The 15,383-nt window shown below is 54.9% G+C and carries 16 protein-coding genes; 12 read left to right on the plus strand and 4 right to left on the minus strand.

Annotation, left to right across the window (positions count from 1 at the left end; genetic code table 11):
- The first annotated feature begins 64 nt into the window (after positions 1 to 64).
- The 8 genes from C7820_RS03725 to C7820_RS03760 all read left to right on the plus strand — a co-directional run bounded on the left by C7820_RS03725 (position 65) and on the right by C7820_RS03760 (position 7,923).
- On the plus strand, positions 65 to 967 hold the full coding sequence (locus tag C7820_RS03725; RefSeq protein ID WP_076171075.1) for a carbohydrate ABC transporter permease: 903 nt from the start codon (positions 65 to 67) through the stop codon (positions 965 to 967).
- 132 nt (positions 968 to 1,099) lie between these two features.
- On the plus strand, positions 1,100 to 1,960 hold the full coding sequence (locus C7820_RS03730; RefSeq protein WP_076171078.1) for a carbohydrate ABC transporter permease: 861 nt from the start codon (positions 1,100 to 1,102) through the stop codon (positions 1,958 to 1,960).
- Position 1,961: 1 nt separating this feature from the next.
- Positions 1,962 to 3,164, plus strand: a complete 1,203-nt coding sequence (locus C7820_RS03735; RefSeq protein WP_116229798.1) for an anhydro-N-acetylmuramic acid kinase — start codon at positions 1,962 to 1,964, stop codon at positions 3,162 to 3,164.
- A 28-nt stretch (positions 3,165 to 3,192) separates the two neighbouring features.
- Entirely contained in the window at positions 3,193 to 4,158 is a 966-nt protein-coding gene (locus C7820_RS03740) for a GNAT family N-acetyltransferase (RefSeq protein ID WP_116231617.1), read from the plus strand.
- 4 nt (positions 4,159 to 4,162) lie between these two features.
- The gene (locus C7820_RS03745) at positions 4,163 to 4,867 is read left to right on the plus strand and encodes a PIG-L deacetylase family protein (RefSeq protein ID WP_116229799.1); all 705 of its coding nucleotides are present in this window, start codon (positions 4,163 to 4,165) and stop codon (positions 4,865 to 4,867) included.
- A 99-nt stretch (positions 4,868 to 4,966) separates the two neighbouring features.
- A complete protein-coding gene (locus tag C7820_RS03750; RefSeq protein WP_116229800.1) occupies positions 4,967 to 6,106 on the plus strand; it encodes an exo-beta-N-acetylmuramidase NamZ family protein in 1,140 nt (379 codons plus the stop codon).
- 22 nt (positions 6,107 to 6,128) lie between these two features.
- Positions 6,129 to 7,049, plus strand: coding sequence for an N-acetylglucosamine kinase (locus C7820_RS03755; RefSeq protein WP_116229801.1), 921 nt, complete (start codon positions 6,129 to 6,131; stop codon positions 7,047 to 7,049).
- A gap of 349 nt (positions 7,050 to 7,398) precedes the next feature.
- On the plus strand, positions 7,399 to 7,923 hold the full coding sequence (locus C7820_RS03760) for a DinB family protein (RefSeq protein ID WP_116229802.1): 525 nt from the start codon (positions 7,399 to 7,401) through the stop codon (positions 7,921 to 7,923).
- Positions 7,924 to 7,931: 8 nt separating this feature from the next.
- On the opposite strand, the gene C7820_RS03765 is transcribed toward C7820_RS03760, so the two are convergent.
- Entirely contained in the window at positions 7,932 to 8,546 is a 615-nt protein-coding gene (locus tag C7820_RS03765) for a DUF1796 family putative cysteine peptidase (RefSeq protein WP_116229803.1), read from the minus strand.
- A gap of 157 nt (positions 8,547 to 8,703) precedes the next feature.
- Here C7820_RS03765 and C7820_RS03770 point away from each other — a divergent pair, with 157 nt between their 5' ends.
- The gene (locus tag C7820_RS03770; protein ID WP_116229804.1) at positions 8,704 to 9,237 is read left to right on the plus strand and encodes a pyrophosphohydrolase domain-containing protein; all 534 of its coding nucleotides are present in this window, start codon (positions 8,704 to 8,706) and stop codon (positions 9,235 to 9,237) included.
- A 113-nt stretch (positions 9,238 to 9,350) separates the two neighbouring features.
- Here the strand turns inward: C7820_RS03770 and C7820_RS03775 are convergent, their stop codons facing one another.
- Positions 9,351 to 9,554 (minus strand): hypothetical protein, encoded by a 204-nt coding sequence (locus C7820_RS03775; RefSeq protein ID WP_076171102.1) that lies wholly within the window; start codon positions 9,552 to 9,554, stop codon positions 9,351 to 9,353.
- 294 nt (positions 9,555 to 9,848) lie between these two features.
- On the opposite strand from C7820_RS03775, the gene C7820_RS03780 reads away from it, so the two are divergent.
- The 3 genes from C7820_RS03780 to C7820_RS03790 are packed head-to-tail and all read left to right on the plus strand — an operon-like array spanning position 9,849 to position 14,149.
- Entirely contained in the window at positions 9,849 to 12,095 is a 2,247-nt protein-coding gene (locus C7820_RS03780) for a hypothetical protein (RefSeq protein WP_116229805.1), read from the plus strand.
- 39 nt (positions 12,096 to 12,134) lie between these two features.
- Positions 12,135 to 13,133 (plus strand): SMI1/KNR4 family protein, encoded by a 999-nt coding sequence (locus tag C7820_RS34010; RefSeq protein ID WP_309545734.1) that lies wholly within the window; start codon positions 12,135 to 12,137, stop codon positions 13,131 to 13,133.
- Between the two features lie 2 nt (positions 13,134 to 13,135).
- Positions 13,136 to 14,149 carry a phosphotransferase gene (locus tag C7820_RS03790; protein ID WP_116229806.1) on the plus strand — a complete coding sequence of 338 codons (1,014 nt, stop codon included), beginning with the start codon at positions 13,136 to 13,138 and terminating at the stop codon, positions 14,147 to 14,149.
- A gap of 103 nt (positions 14,150 to 14,252) precedes the next feature.
- Here the strand turns inward: C7820_RS03790 and C7820_RS03795 are convergent, their stop codons facing one another.
- Together C7820_RS03795 and C7820_RS03800 are read right to left on the minus strand one after the other, a co-directional pair.
- On the minus strand, positions 14,253 to 14,960 hold the full coding sequence (locus C7820_RS03795) for a hypothetical protein (protein ID WP_116229807.1): 708 nt from the start codon (positions 14,958 to 14,960) through the stop codon (positions 14,253 to 14,255).
- A 184-nt stretch (positions 14,961 to 15,144) separates the two neighbouring features.
- Positions 15,145 to 15,372, minus strand: coding sequence for a sulfurtransferase TusA family protein (locus C7820_RS03800; RefSeq protein WP_116229808.1), 228 nt, complete (start codon positions 15,370 to 15,372; stop codon positions 15,145 to 15,147).
- Positions 15,373 to 15,383 lie beyond the last annotated feature (11 nt).

The following is a 15,383-nucleotide window of genomic DNA, read 5'->3' on the forward strand; positions in this document are numbered from 1 at the left end:
GCGGGTCACGCGGCTATCCGATATATAGGCTGTAAGAAGGGATAGGAAAGGAGTTTCGCAAAAGATGGCTCAACTAGCTAAACCGGCCAAAAGACGCAGAATTAGGGGAGACGGAGCCTGGGCGTATGCTTTTATCGCCGTTGCTTTGGTGGTCTTCGCCATGTTTACCGCTTATCCGGTCGTGAGCGCGTTTATTATCAGCTTCCAGAAATACAAGCCGATCGGCTCGGAGTATGTGGGGTTCGATAACTACATCGCCACATTCAAGGATTCCTTGTTTTGGAAATCAGTGGTCAACACAGTCGTGTACACGATTCTAACCGTCCCCGTATCGTTAATTATCTCCTTCGCCATTGCGATTCTGATCCTGCCGCTGAAGAAAAAGCTGCAGACGACGTTCAAGGCGGTCTATTACCTGCCTGCAGTCGCTTCAGGTGTTGCGCTGTCGGTGGTATGGCTGTGGATCTTCGATCCGATGCCGGAAGGCATTTTCAACAAGCTGATCAGCTTGTTCGGCATCAGCAACCAGAACTGGCTTGGCTCCAGCGCCACGTCGATGTTCTCGCTGGTCCTGATGGCCTGGCTGTCCAGCCACGGCACCAGCATTATCATTTATTTGGCCGCGCTGCTCGGCATCGATTCCAGCTATTATGAAGCCGCCGATTTGGATGGCGCCAACTTTTTTCAGAAGCTGTGGTACATCGTCATTCCGAGCCTGAAGCCGACGACGTTGTTCCTGCTGGTTACCGGGGTTATCGGTTCCTTCCAGGTGTTCCAGAATGCGTACCTCATGACAGGCGGCGGCCCGGACAACTCGACGACGATGGTAGGTCTCCTGATCTTTAACAACGCCTTCAAGTACTTCGAATTCGGCAAAGCGGCAGCCCAGTCCCTCGTGCTCGCGGCGATTATCGCCCTGATCTCGCTGGTGCAGTTCAAGTTTATGGGCAAAGACGTGGAATATTAAGAAATACGTCGCTAAGGCGTCATTTCACAGAAGACAGACCGCGCTTCGCGGAAGTTTTTCTTGCGAGATCAGGATGCTTAAGCGAAAGAAGTTATACTTTCTGATCTCTTAAGTAAGGAGGAAGATCCGAACATGGCACTTTACAGCGAACATACCGGAAAGCCGGCGGCAAAGCGCGCCAGAAACGGTGTGATCATTATCATTTTGATCCTATTTGCATTAGCAACGATTTTCCCCATTTATTTCATGATCATGTCGTCCTTTGGCGATCCGATCGAAGCGGGGGCGGCGAACTATTCCCTGTTTCCGACCAAATTCACGCTGGACTCCTATAAATTCTTTTTTGATTACAGCGAATATTCGTACCGCTGGCTGCTGAACTCGCTGATCGTGGCGACGACGGTTATGGTATCGAATGTGTTTTTCGCCAGCCTGGCGGGTTACGCGTTTTCCAAAATCAAGTTTAAGGGGAGAACGGTTCTGTTTACGATCCTGCTGATCGCCATGATGATCCCTTATCAGGTGACTCAGGTTCCGCTCTACATTTTGATCGTCAACATTTTCAATATTCAAAACACGTACAGCGCCTTGATTTTGCCGGGCCTGGTCACGGTCTACAACATTTTCTTGGCCAAACAGTTCATGGGCAGCATTCCGGGGGAAATCCTTGAATGTGCCAAAATCGAAGGCTGCAACCAGTTCCAGATTTATTTCCGGATCATTCTGCCATTGTCCAAAACGGTGCTGGCGGTCATGGCCATCCTGACCTTTATGGACAGCTGGAACACGTTCTTCTGGCCGTTCCTCGTGACAAACACGATGGATATGCAGACGATTCAGGTCGGTCTGAAAAACTTCCGGTTTGCGAATACGACCTATTTTGCGCCGATGATGGCGGGTGCCACCATTTCCGCGCTGCCGATGTTCATCCTCTTCTTCAGCCTGCAAAAGTACTTCCTGGAAGGAGTCACGGTGGGAGCCGTGAAGGGCTGATATGGGGACAAAGGGAGAAAAAGCGGAGCTCCGTCGTCCCCGGTATGCCGTTGGTTTGATGTCCGGGACGTCGGTGGACGGCATCGATGCGGCAGTCGTAGAAATTAACGGCAATCAGGAGGAGCCTCCAGGCGTGCGTCTGGTCGCTTTTGAAAATTCGCCTTACCCGGCGGGTGTCAGGGAAGACATTTTTGCATTATTCGATCCATGCAACGCAACCGTTGACCGAGTTGGAAAAATGAATGTGCTTTTGGGAGAACTGTACGCCGAGGCGGCTTTGTCCGTGATTGGAAAGGCGGGGCTGTCCGCCGAGGACGTTTCAGTGATCGGTTCACACGGTCAGACGATCTACCATGCTCCAAGCATGGAGCCGTACCATGGCCGTAACGTGCATTACACCGTTCAGATCGGAGAAGGTGCGGTCATCGCGGCAAGAACAGGGATTCCTTGCGTGTCGGACTTCCGGCCGGCGGACATGGCTGTCGGCGGTCAGGGAGCGCCGCTGGTTCCCTTTACCGAATATTTGCTGTACCGGGAGGAACACCGGACACTGCTGCTGCAGAACATCGGCGGCATCGGGAACATGACGGTGATTCCGGCCGGATGCAGCCCCGGCGAGGTATACGCTTTCGACACAGGCCCGGGAAACATGATCATCGACGGGGTCGTGGAGCGGCTGTATCCGGGACAATTAACGATGGATATTGGAGGAGCGATCGCTCGGTCGGGCACCGCCGATCCGCGTCTGCTTGGCCGGCTGCAGCAGGAGGCTTACTATTCGCAGCCGCTGCCGAAATCGACGGGGCGCGAGCTGTTCGGTTCCTCTTATATAGATAAGCTTCTGCATGATGCCGAAGCGCTCGGGATGCAGGCGGAGGACATTGTCGCCACGGTGACGATGCTGACCGCCTGGTCGATCGGCGATGCCTATCGCAGATATGTGATGGCAGGCCATCCCGCCGATGCGATGATCGTTGGCGGAGGAGGCAGCTACAATCCGGTGCTCATGGAATGGATCCGCAAGGAGATGGCGAAGGCAGGCGTTCAAGTGCTGACGCAGGAGGCCATCGGCCATAACAGTGATGCGAAGGAAGCCGTAGCGTTTGCCGTTCTGGCGGATTACGCGATCACCAACCGGCCGAATAACCTTCCGCATGTGACCGGTGCTTCCAGACCTGTCGTCATGGGCAAAATCAGCTATTAAAGGGATGGAGGGACGAAGTACGGAGATGATGGTTGTAACTTGGAGTGACCAATATACCGGTGCTGTTATCGGCTTGTGGAACACGGTAGCTGTGCGGGACGGCTACAAAGAGATGACGGAGGCAAGCTTCAGCGGCATATTTACGGATAATCGCTATTTCGATCCGGAGAACACGTTTGTTCTCGTGGAAGAAGGCGAAGTGAAGGGCTTTGCCTGCGGCTGCACCGGCGGCGATCTGCCGCTTGGAGATCATGCGGGGTACATCACCTGTATCGTGCTTGCCGACGAAGTCTGCACGGATGACAACTACAAGATGATGCTGGAGCATCTGGAAGGGCGCTTTCAGGCGCTGGGCAAAAAGCAGGCCGACGTACTGTTTTTCAATCCGATGATGCTGCCCTGGTACATACCGGATACGCCGCGCCACGAGCATAACAACGCGCCCGGTGTGCCGACAGGCAGCAGGCTCCAATCATTTTTGCTGGGCCAGGGATACGTGGAGAGGGCGCAGGAATGCGCGATGTACCTGAACCTGTCTTCGTTCTCCATCCCGCAAGAGATTCGCGGGAAAGAAGAGAAGGCCAATGCCGAGGGATACACGGTGGAGCTGTTTGACCAAGGCAAGCATCACGGCGTTACGGACATGCTGCAGGGCTTCGACAATCCGCTGTGGCAGAAGGAAATCGCCCAATCGACCGAGGACGGGGTGCCTGTCGTCGTGGCGGCGCACCACGGTAAGGTGGTCGGATTTGCCGGTCCGGTTATCCGCCAGGAGAGCGGGCGCGGCTATTTTGCCGGCATCGGCGTTCACCCCGAGCATGAGGGACACGGACTCGGCAGTATCCTTTTTTTTAAGCTGTGCGAAGCATTTCAGCAGATCGGGACGGATTATATGTCCTTGTATACCGGCAGCACCAATCCGGCCATCCGGATTTACGAGAAGGCAGGGTTTAAGACGGTCCGGACATTTTCGATCATGAGAAGGGAGTTTTAAAGCGATGAGCGAACAGAAATTGACGATTATGGCGATTGGCGGCCATGTTGGGGATGCGGAACTGACGGCGGGCGGCGTGCTTGCCAGCCATTCCCTGAAGGGCGACCGCATCGTCACGCTGGCACTGACGGCAGGGGAACGCGGCGTGCCCGCGGGTCAGGATATGGCGGAGTACCGCCAGCAAAAGGTGCACGAGGCCAAGGCGTTTGCCGACATGCTAGGGGGTGAGTCCATCGTGTTCGACATTCCCGACGGCGAGCTGAAGGATACCGAGGACATGCGGCTGAGAGTATGCGACGAAATCCGGCGCGTGAAGCCGAACATCATCATTACCCACTGGAAGAACAGCATGCACAAGGACCACGCGACGACGCATAACATCGTGAACGATGCTCGCTTTTTTGCCGGCCTGGCGTCCTTTGAGCGGGAACTGCCTGCGTTTTTCGCTTCCAAGCTCTACTATGCGGAAAACTGGGAGGATGCGGTTGATTACAAGCCGTACGTATACGTGGACTTTTCACAGGAGGCTTTTGATTTGTGGGTGAAAGCGGTATCGCAGCACTGGTTCGTCACGAACAGCAAGTCCTTCCCATATCTCGAGTACTATAAGCATCTGGCACGCGTGCGCGGAATCGAAGCGCGTAAGGAGTACGCGGAAACGTTTATGATTCCGGCGGAAACGATGCGCCTGCGCCAAAGCGAACTGTAAGCGGAGCCAGGCATTTCATGCGCGTTGTGACTGTGACGATACCTCTGTTACAGTCATTTTTTTAGGGGTGTACACTAATTTCACTACCAGGAGGTCGCCATGATCGCTAACGGAATTGACCGGATCGAAGATTATGCCCATCTGCTCCAGGGGAAGCGGCTCGGGCTGATCACCTCACCGACGGGATTAAACCGTCAATTTGAATCCACCATTCAAATCCTGCATGAGCGGTTCCAGCTGACGGCGCTGTTTTCGCCGGAACACGGGGTACGGGGGGATCAGGCAGCAGGGGCGCAGGTTGAAACCTACCGGGACCCGATTACCGGCGTACCGGTGTACAGCCTGTACCGCAAGGACTCCAAGCGGCTGAGCGCGGAAATGCTGGACGAAGTGGACGCCGTCGTTTACGATATCCAGGATGTAGGCGTGCGCTACTATACGTTCATTTATACGATGCTGTACGCCCTGGAGGATTGTGCCAAGGCGGGAAAAGAGTTCATCGTCCTCGACCGGATCAACCCGCTGGACGGGGTGACGGTGGAAGGCAACGTCCTGAAGCCCGGCTTTGAATCGTTCGTCGGCAATTACCCGCTCGCCGTCCGTTATGGCTTGACAGCCGGCGAGGTGGCGTCGATGGCGAACGAGCAAATGGGCTGGAACGCCCAACTGCATGTCGTTCCATGCGGCGGCTGGGACCGGAACATGCTGTTTCCCGAAACGGGAAACCTCTGGGTCATGCCGTCGCTCGGGCTGCCGCGCTTTGACAGCGCGCTCCTCTATCCGGGAACTTGTTTGTTCGAGGGCACGAACCTGTCCGAAGGACGGGGAACGACGGCACCTTTTGAAATCGTTGGCGCACCGTTTGTTGAGGCGGAAAAGCTGGCGGACGAGATGAACGGCATGAAGCTGCCCGGCGTCATGTTTCGACCGGTTTATTTCAAGCCGACGTTCTCCAAGCATGAGGGTGAGCAGTGCGGCGGCGTGCAGCTGCATATTACCGACCAGCGGGCGCTGCAGCCGCTCGAGACGGGAATCCGGCTGATGTATACGCTGAAGCGGAACTATGAAGCATTCGAATTTTTGCCGCCGCATAAGGGCAACAAGCTGCCGTTCATTGATCTTCTGGGCGGGGATGATCTGTACCGGAGCGAGCCGCTGGATCTGCCGGCCTTGCTGGAACAGTTCCGTGAGGAAGCTCGCTCGTTTGCTGACATGAAGCAGCAGTATCATATTTATTAGACAGACGAAGGAAGGGATGACGATGCGGTACGTAGCCGGACTGGACGGCGGCGGAACGAAAACGGCGGTCGCCGTCGCCGATGAGAGCGGCGCAGTGGTCGCCACCTTCGAATCCGGCGGCATTAATTACAACGGGCAGGACGAGGCCAGCATCGAAGCCAGCCTGCGCGACATGCTTGGGCGGATCGGCGAGGCCGCCGGCGGATTGGACCGCTGCGCCTATCTGTGCATCGGTGCCGCGGGGGTCAGCAACCCCGCCGTGAGCGCCCGCCTGACCGCCAAGGTCAGGGAAAGCGGTTATGCGGGCGGCCTCCTGATCACCGGTGATCAGGAAACGGCATTGAGCGGCGCACATGAAAGCGAGTACGGCATGATCCTGATCGCGGGCACAGGGTCGATCTGTTACGGCCGCAACGAACGCGGCGAGACCCATCGCACCGGCGGATGCGGTCACCTGATCGATGATGAGGGCAGCGGGTACGCGATCGGCCGGGATCTGCTGTCCGTTCTGGTCCGGGCCTATGACGGCCGGCTGCCGGAAACGGTCATTACGGACCTGGTCTACGCGAAGCTGGGACTGAAAACGGTACGCGACATCATCGGCTACGTGTACGATCCAGCCCGAAGCAAAAAGGACATCGCCTCGTTGGCGCCGCTGCTGAGCCGGGCATGCGAGCTCGGTGACCCTGCTGCTCTGGGCATTGCGCAGCGCAGCGCGGATTCGCTCGCCGAGCTGGTAACGCCCGTTGCCGAGAAGCTGGCGCTGCAGACAGGGGCGCTGGCCATGGCCGGAAGCGTGCTGCTTAACAACGTGTATATCCGGGACGCTTTTCTGGAGCGGCTGCAGGAACGCTATCCGGAAATCACCTGCCTCACGCCCAAAAAAGACGCGGCCAACGGTGCGGTGCTGATGGCGCTGAATCGTCTGCGGGGAGCAAAATAGCCGCATGACCAACAGGTGAACCGTGAAGACGACCGCCAACTGGCGGCCAATAGCAAAACCTCCTTTCCTTGCGGCATATGCCGGCATGATAAAAGGAGGTTTTTTCGTTGTACCCCATAAGATAAGGATGAATTTTTCATACCGTCGCTTGGAAATGAATCGTCATGCCAGCCGGGCTCCATGGCAGTACGGGTTCCATGTCAGTACGGGTTCCATGTCAGTACGAACCATCACCGATGGACACCTGAACGATCCACAGAAGCAGGATATTTCAGCAATACGGAAGAAATAGGTAGGCACAGAGGGGCGTATAATGCATAGGAAAATTGGAATGAGGTGCGCATTACATATGGATGACTTCGAGTTGATTGAACGATACCGCCTTGATTTGCAAAAGTATTCCGCCTGGCAGCTGCGGTACATTCCCGGACCGGAGATCTGGTCGATCGGCCAAATGTACGATCATCTGATCGCCGTTGCCACGGAGTACCTGGACTTTGTCCAAATTTGTGCAGAGAGTACGGAGGAGCAGCCACTGGGCAAAACGCCGGCTGGAGATGACGTGTTCCGGCGCGGCGGCTTTCCGCCGGTCAAGATCAAGCTGGAAGGAGCGCAGGCCGCCAGTCCGAATAACGCGTTAAGCAGCGAAGAACTGGACGAGGGGCTCGTGAAGGTGATGGCAAGAATGCGGGAGTGGGAGCCGAAATTGGAGGAGGTTCATCCGGACGGCAAAGTCCGGCACGGCGGCTTCGGCTGGCTGAATGCACAGGAATGGTACCGGCTGATCGGCATGCACTTCCGCCACCATTTGCGGCAGCAAGCAGAGCTGGAAGAGCGGCTGCCAGAGCATCCCGGGGAAATTCAAGTAGAATGATTGCCGGGTCAGCTGCGAATCGAATAGGGAGCAAGCACCTTTTTCCAAGCTTCGGCGTCCCCTTCCCAGGTCGCTCCGGCGGGCATCCGAACGATGCGGATCCGCGGGTGTCCCGAATCGATCTCGGCTGTATCCGGATCACCGCTGTGTAATACAAATAAATATCGGAGCTGTGGATTTGAGTAGCTGTTCTCGATCGTCTCGAATATGCGGAAGGCATCTTCGGTATGCTTGACCGTCCGGATCAGCAGCACGTCTTGAACGGATGAGAGGCAGCGGTTGAAGCGTCCGATCCGGCGTTCCAGCCTGTCGCGGAATTCGGGATAATCGAAGAGCGGGGGCCGCTTTGGATCGTATTTAAAATCGTGAAAGGACAGGCAGGTGCTGGCCTTATCCCGAACATAGTAGCAGTTGACCGAATGGCTGTAGACCTCCAGGTTCGGCAGCCGCATAAACCGTTCAAATCGCGATTCAAGCACCTGGCAGAAGCCCGGGGTTGAGGCGAAGTTGAACCAGTCGAAAGGACCTGCTGCCGTGCGCAGCCCGTTCCTCCGCAGCTGGGAGGCGACCTGGCAGCTGCTGCCAAGACTGAATATGGCATTGAAGGATGTTGCCATGGTCATGGTCAATTCCCCCCTTTCTATTACCAGGACTGAACCTATGATATTCGCGGCGCTCTTTATCGGAAACGGCATGAATCTATTTTCTACCAAAATGCTGTGACGATAAATTTGCTATAATACTAGAGATTACACCGATAAAGGAGCCAGAGAAATTAACATGACGGAATCCAAAACGTTGGGAAAAACCCAATTTCAGCAGGTCCGCGAGTTCCATTTGGGCTTTGACTGCCCCGCTCCGGAAGAGCCGCAGGCTTTGAACGACAAGCTGGCGATGAACCGCGCCGCCTTTATTATGGAGGAAGTGATTGAACTGCTGCATGCCACGGCCGGCAATGACGACAGGTTCAAGGCATTTTTTGCCGAACTGATGGAACGGGCGCAGGATACATACCGCAAGCAGCAGCAAAAAGCCTATCCGGAGGACAAGCTGATCGGCCAGATCGATGCGTTCACCGACATTCTCTACTTTGCGAACGGCGGATTCGTCGAAGCGGGCGTGGAGCCGGACAAGATTTTTGAGCATGTCCATACCGCCAACATGGGCAAGCTCTTTCCGGACGGAAAGCCGCACTATAACGAAGTGGGCAAAGTGATCAAGCCGGACCATTGGGAGCGGGACTTCGCTCCGGAACCGAAAATCGCGGCGGAGATCACCCGGCAGATCGAGCTCGGTCCGAAGCGGTTCAAGTAAAGCTGCAGGGGATGGGAGGGAACCAAAAGAAAAACGGCTCATGGCGGATGGAATATCCGTTCATGAGCCGTTTCCTTTTATCTAAGTATGACCACCAATTATGAAAGTAAGACTTAGTAGTTTGCGCCGTGATTGAACGGCTTGATTGCGTCCTTCGTGTCGTAATTAGCGCCGTGATTAAACGGCTTGATTGCATCCTGTGTGCCGTAGTTTGCACCGTGATTGAACGGCTTGATTGCGTCCGCCGAAGCCACCGCCGCTAAGAGTCCGCTAAGAAGTCCAAGCAAGATTACTGTCGAGAGAATCGTTTTTTTCATCTTTTAATTCACTCCCATAGGTAATTTTTTTAGACAACGGTGTAGTCAAATCTGCAAACCTCTGATTAGCTTGTCTACGACAATATTATCAGAAAATGTAAAAGTCTGTAAAGGGTTATCGACAAAAAAATTCAACTTTTTCTTTTCGCAATTCGTATAACAAGAAGAATGCTTCGGACAGCTGCAAAAGAAGCCGGAAATTGTCCGGTAGTGCGGTAAAAATATTGTCATTACCTGGCATTCGCAGCCGCGTCTATGATAAGTTCATAGGGAATGGATAAAGGGGAGGAATCGATGAAGAAAAGGATCAACCTGCTGAATCTCGTATTTTTTGTGCCTGCGGTCATTTTAAGCTTCGCGGTTTGGAACGATTACAAGCAGGACGTAGCCCGTGTTGAGGACCGTCTGCAGACGGTGGAGGGTTTGTTTTACCTGGATGGGGGAAGCAAGGTCATCAGCCTGACGGATGGCTCTGACGGTATGGATGCCATTCTTTACGATGCGGCGACGCATCAGGAAGTAACCACGATCCATTTGCGCTCCAACATACATAATCAGTTTGTAGGCACCTACCAGAAAGGAAATCTTGTGATCGCTACGACGGATGACAGTTCGGGGCTGCAGCTAAACGTCATTGGCCCCGGCGGCCATGTGGAGGAGCTTGTTAAAGGTACGCTGGAATTTGACGGCTTTTTAACATCGGCCGTTCATCATTGGAATGGCCGCATGCTGGTCGGAGGGGAAACGGCAAATGACACCTACGTCGTCGGCGAGGTGAAGGACGGAGTATTCCAAACGGCATATCTCAACGAAGATACGGGACTGCCCGCAAGGCCGACGTCAATATCCGAAGTCATGGGCAGTTTTAACGACAGCCGCGCCGTCCCCCTCTATGAACTGGATCTGAAAGATGGCAGCACCGCATACGTCAGCGGCCTATTGAATGCACAGCACAAAGCAGCCATACGGATCAGTCCGGTGGGAGGATCTGGCTTTGATGCAGAGGATCTAGCGGAGCAGCAGTTTGCCGCACTTGCCGGTGTGGATCCTGCCCGGCTGTGGAGGACCGAATCCGGTGAACCGAAGCAGGTGCGGACCTACGATGCGGTCAAGGGGAATTGGGGGAATGTCGTTAAGACCCCTGCTCCGGTATATCAGGCTGCCGTCTTTCCGCTGAACGACCGCGAGACGCTCATCTTCGGCTCGACGGCAAAGGACGAAAGGAAAGGCCAAGTCACCGGATATCTCTACGACCGGCAGACCCGATCGTTTACAGATTTGTCCCAGCCATTGTCTAGCCTGGAACCGGAGGATGTAAGCAGCGGCACGCTGTCCTTTTTCAAGGAAACCGGAGATGCGACGCTGTACTTTACCGACGCAGAAAAGTCGGCCGGCTGGCTGAACGTCAAGGGGGGCACGCTCACCCGCATGACCGGCGAAACGCTGCAAACCTGGCAAATTGCTGAAGGCGCCGACCGGATCTCCTGGACAAGCTTCGCTCATTATTTGAAGCGCGGCAATGCGCTTGTCATCAACTGGGCGATTTGGCTGCTGATCCCGCTGGTGCTGTTTGGCGGTCTCGGACTGCTGATCCGGATCATGACAGCCAGACAGAAGAAGTTTACGGCCGAAGGAACGATTGTGCAGGGGACGGTAACCCGACTGCAAGAGACCGGAACCTATGTAAACGAACAACCGATGATCCGCTTTGACATCCGTTTTGAGGATGAAGGAATGATGAAGGAAACGAGCATTAAGAAAGTGGCATCATACCTTCATGCCCCGCGCGTGGGCGATCCTGTGCTGATCAGCTACAACCGCAAGAAAAATCGCGCGGTATTCGTGACCGGTGACGATCTGCCGCAAACCGCGCCCGAGGTCATCCGGGACGCCGTCCTGACGCGGATCGACAGCTATGGCAAGGCAGGCCGCGGTGAAGCGTTATTGCTTCATTTTGATTCCGGCGGACAAACTTATGCCATCCCGGTAGTGCAGGCGAACGGGTTTGCCTACCGGACCGGGGATAAGGCGGATCTCATGCAAATCGGCGGCGTCACCCGGCTGTACAATTACAACAGGACACGTGACACGAGAGGGGCGGACCCGCTGACGCTGGAAGGTGAGGTGATCCGGATCGAGCACATTCCCGTGGAGATCGTGAACAGACAGCTGATGCTGTTCGAGCTGCTGCTTTCCCATGGCGATCAAAGGTCGCGCAAGGTTAACAGCCAGTTCGTGCCGGTTCGCCTGCCGGTTGCGGTAGGTGCGGTCATCCCGGTGTCGGTGAACAAGGCGGAGTATGAACAAGAGCTTCGCCTCCTTCAAGGCAAGCAGGGCAGCGCCAACGTGACGGCAGTACAGTTTGATGGCACTGTCGGCGAACGGCCATTTGCCCGCATTACCGCTACAAGAAACGGAATTTCGTACCGAATCGAGCAGTCCATCGAACCGGTATACGGTGTGGAAGTCGGCGATGACCTTTGGATCGCTTATGATGACGAGACGAGGGAAGCCGTGATCGTACAGTACGCTTCTGCGTAAGTATACATCGCCGGTGTTGGGAGAGGAGAGAGAACGACGATGAATATTGAAGATGCACAGCTGCTGCTGAAATGCCATGCTTTTACCCATGACCGCATAGAGCATTGGAAAATGGAAAACGGCTTTCTGGGCAGCCTCCGTCCCTTCCGCGGGGAGCTGCGCGAGGGCAACCTCCATGAGGTTATGGCCGCCCTGCGGGCGCTGTCGGATGAGCTGGGCCGGGACCAGGTGAACCGGGAACTGATATCCAGCCTGTGGGGCATCTACCATTTGGCAAGGGCCTGGGCTTTGGAGCCGGAAGGCATGCTGCGTTCGAACGGCCTGCTTTCGAAGGAACAGATCGAAACGATGGAAACGTGGCTGAACCTGATATCCTATGCCGTCATGATCCTGCTGGAAAATGGCGGCGGGGAGGAAGCGTTCCACGGTTACCGGGAATACGTGCGCAGCCGGGTTCTTCCCCTGAAGGAGGAGCTGGAAGCACTGCTCCCCGGCAAAATCCAGGACGAGGAAATCCGCGGTCTGTACGATCAATATAGGGATCATGGCGGGGCGGCACCTTCGCGTCTGGATGAGTTTGAGAAGAAATTCGGCATCCTTCTGCCGGAGGATTTTCGCGCCTTTTATGAACAAAAAGACGGGAGCGGCTATGCCTTTCATATCCTGTATCCGGGTGAGGACGCGGAAGAGGCGGCTCCTTTTTATCTCATGTCCCTCGCCGAAATGGAGGACGTCAAGCGATATTTCTGCGAGAGGGATGAACTGCTGGAGGAATATTATTCACCGGAGGAGATCGCCAAGCTGGATCGCGAACTCAAGCCTTACCTGTTCCACCGACAGTGGTATCCGTTCGCGAGCATGGCCGGAGGGTCGCTGTATCTGATGCTGGACCTGGATCCGAGCGAGGAGGGGACGTATGGGCAAATCATCAGCTACATCCATGATCCGGATTTCGTGTATTACACGGCCGACTCGTTCACGTCATTGCTGCGGGAGTCCAACCGCAATCTGGCCCAATTGGAGGCAATCGAATACTGATCATGCTGACATCGATATTAAACCAATATCATTCTTCCTGGAGAGGTGAGATTACACAGGGGGCAAGCGGCTGGAACAATACGACCCGGTTTATCGAAGGAGCGGAGGGGCGCGGCGTCCTGCGAATTTACGAAACGCATCGGGACATCGATAAAATCCGGTTTGAGCACGCCGTGCTGGCATCGCTTGCCCGGGACGAACTGGACTTCCGCACCCCTGTACCTATACCTGCCCTGACGGGCGATACGATCGTCCAGCTGGATGACGGGAGCGGGCGTTATGCCTGCCTGTTCAAATATATTGACGGCATCCGTCCCGAATCCACCGGTTTTCGGGCCGCGTATTCCTTTGGCGAAGCGGCGGGCAGCCTCTCCGATGCGCTCAGCCGGCTCGTGGTTGCTCCGTCACCCGCCTACCGGCCTTACTATGAGCTGGCCCATTCGTATCCGGGGTGCAGCCCGGAGCGGGTCGGGCAGTTCTGCATCGCGCCGCCTGAGCCCTTTCGCGGATTGGAAGGCCCGCTTCGCAGGATCGGGGAAGCTCATAGGGAGGTCATGCGCGAACTTGAAGGGCTGGAGCGCCTGCCGCAGCAGCTTGTACACGGGGACCTGAATGCCTCCAATCTGCTGGTGGATGCAGATCAGCCTGAGCAGGTCACGGCGCTGCTCGACTTTGAATTTTGCACCCGTGATGTACGGGCAATGGAGCCCGCTGTCATCCTTCCCGGGCTGCTGGGGGACGATCCCGATACCGGCATGGAGGCGGCCGTTCAGTTTTGCCGCGGCTTCGGCAGCCGCGTCCGTCTGGCCCCGGATGAAATCCGGGCGATTCCGGTGCTGATGAAGCTGCGGAACGTGGACGTGTTCCTGCATTTTATGACCCGGTACGGAGAAGGTACGGACGGCCCCGAGGTGCTGCGCGAACAGATTCCGGCCATTGGTGCCGAGCTCGCGCGGCTGGAACGGGACAGAACAGCGGTCGAAGCTATGCTCGAACGATACCTGTGCCAGGAATGACATCAAAGGCGAACTTCCCTTACAACGGGAAGTTCGCCTTTATTTTCAAAAATATGTTACCTGCCTAGAGAACCCTTTGCTATTTTTACGAATGGGTCGTTTTCTATTCATGCGGAGCAGCAGAGGTTGATGCTTGTTGACCAGGGTCTCTATCGAACGATAGGGATAGAAATTGTTGCGTGTATTTCTGTGCTTCTTCAAATCTCTTCCTGTTTCTGCAGTAGCGGGAAAGCATCATGAGAATCGAAAGGTAGATGGTCTGCTCTTCCGGACGCATATCGTCATGCTGATAAGCATCAAAGCGCTCCGTCAAAGGCGCGATATACTTATCGACGTTAAGATCCTGGGAAAGGGCGCATTCTAAAAGGGTCAGCAATCCGGATAACGTTTCGGATGGATGCTGATTTAGAAATTGGGCGTACTCCTCGAGTTTTGTGAGATTTCCCGCTAGAAGATGTACAGACAGTAAATTGGCATAAGCATAAAAAGCATATTGGTCGAGTATCCGCTGGCTGCGTTCGCTTCCGTCCAAAAACCGGCCAAGATCTTTATACTGATCAATACACTTCAGCGATTCCCCGTATTGCTTGTCTTTTTGATAGCCGATTCCCTTCATCAGCAGACTATATCCTATATAATAAATCATCGGTTTTTGTGCCTGTTTATTTTGAATAAATGATTGATACGCGTCGTTATAGAGCTGATCCGATCGCCGAATCAGAAGTGTCCAATTTTCTAATGAATAGGCGTTGTTCAAGGCGGCTACGGCCGTATCCAAATTCATATCTCCATCATTTGCGCAATCGTCCATGGCGTCCTCCTGGCATTCCTATTTCTTCCAATGAGTAGAGTATATAAGGTAGGCCGGTTACGGTCAATTTATTGAAAAAAAGAACACCGGGCGTGGTCGCTGCGATGTTTGCGGTTCAACAATCCAATACATGCAAAAGGCGACCTCCCCAATATGACGGAAGGTCGCCTGCTTATGCGCTACATTATTTCTTTTGCACAGTAATCGTCCAGGATGCATCGTCGATCTGTTCGAAATTCGTGACGGTGTGGCCGGCTTCTGCAGCCCAGCGCGGTATGGCTTCGGTGGCCTGCGTGCAGTCGAAGTCGATGACCAGCTCGTCGCCGCTGTTCAGATCTTCGATCGCCTGCTTGGCTTCAATTAACGGGAACGGACAGACCATGCCCAGAACGGCTAGTTTTTGTTGTTTCATAGAAGTAACCT

The organism is Paenibacillus sp. VMFN-D1, from assembly GCF_003386155.1.
Classification (GTDB): domain Bacteria; phylum Bacillota; class Bacilli; order Paenibacillales; family Paenibacillaceae; genus Paenibacillus_AQ; species Paenibacillus_AQ favisporus.

Bases quoted from the DNA above. Each gene is read 5' to 3' on its own strand.
- C7820_RS03725 (WP_076171075.1), top strand. From the start codon at position 65: ATGGCTCAACTAGCTAAACCGGCCAAAAGACGCAGAATTAGGGGAGAC.
- C7820_RS03730 (WP_076171078.1), top strand. From the start codon at position 1,100: ATGGCACTTTACAGCGAACATACCGGAAAGCCGGCGGCAAAGCGCGCC.
- C7820_RS03735 (WP_116229798.1), top strand. From the start codon at position 1,962: ATGGGGACAAAGGGAGAAAAAGCGGAGCTCCGTCGTCCCCGGTATGCC.
- C7820_RS03740 (WP_116231617.1), top strand. From the start codon at position 3,193: ATGGTTGTAACTTGGAGTGACCAATATACCGGTGCTGTTATCGGCTTG.
- C7820_RS03745 (WP_116229799.1), top strand. From the start codon at position 4,163: ATGAGCGAACAGAAATTGACGATTATGGCGATTGGCGGCCATGTTGGG.
- C7820_RS03750 (WP_116229800.1), top strand. From the start codon at position 4,967: ATGATCGCTAACGGAATTGACCGGATCGAAGATTATGCCCATCTGCTC.
- C7820_RS03755 (WP_116229801.1), top strand. From the start codon at position 6,129: ATGCGGTACGTAGCCGGACTGGACGGCGGCGGAACGAAAACGGCGGTC.
- C7820_RS03760 (WP_116229802.1), top strand. From the start codon at position 7,399: ATGGATGACTTCGAGTTGATTGAACGATACCGCCTTGATTTGCAAAAG.
- C7820_RS03765 (WP_116229803.1), bottom strand. From the start codon at position 8,546: ATGACCATGGCAACATCCTTCAATGCCATATTCAGTCTTGGCAGCAGC.
- C7820_RS03770 (WP_116229804.1), top strand. From the start codon at position 8,704: ATGACGGAATCCAAAACGTTGGGAAAAACCCAATTTCAGCAGGTCCGC.
- C7820_RS03775 (WP_076171102.1), bottom strand. From the start codon at position 9,554: ATGAAAAAAACGATTCTCTCGACAGTAATCTTGCTTGGACTTCTTAGC.
- C7820_RS03780 (WP_116229805.1), top strand. From the start codon at position 9,849: ATGAAGAAAAGGATCAACCTGCTGAATCTCGTATTTTTTGTGCCTGCG.
- C7820_RS34010 (WP_309545734.1), top strand. From the start codon at position 12,135: ATGAATATTGAAGATGCACAGCTGCTGCTGAAATGCCATGCTTTTACC.
- C7820_RS03790 (WP_116229806.1), top strand. From the start codon at position 13,136: ATGCTGACATCGATATTAAACCAATATCATTCTTCCTGGAGAGGTGAG.
- C7820_RS03795 (WP_116229807.1), bottom strand. From the start codon at position 14,960: ATGGACGATTGCGCAAATGATGGAGATATGAATTTGGATACGGCCGTA.
- C7820_RS03800 (WP_116229808.1), bottom strand. From the start codon at position 15,372: ATGAAACAACAAAAACTAGCCGTTCTGGGCATGGTCTGTCCGTTCCCG.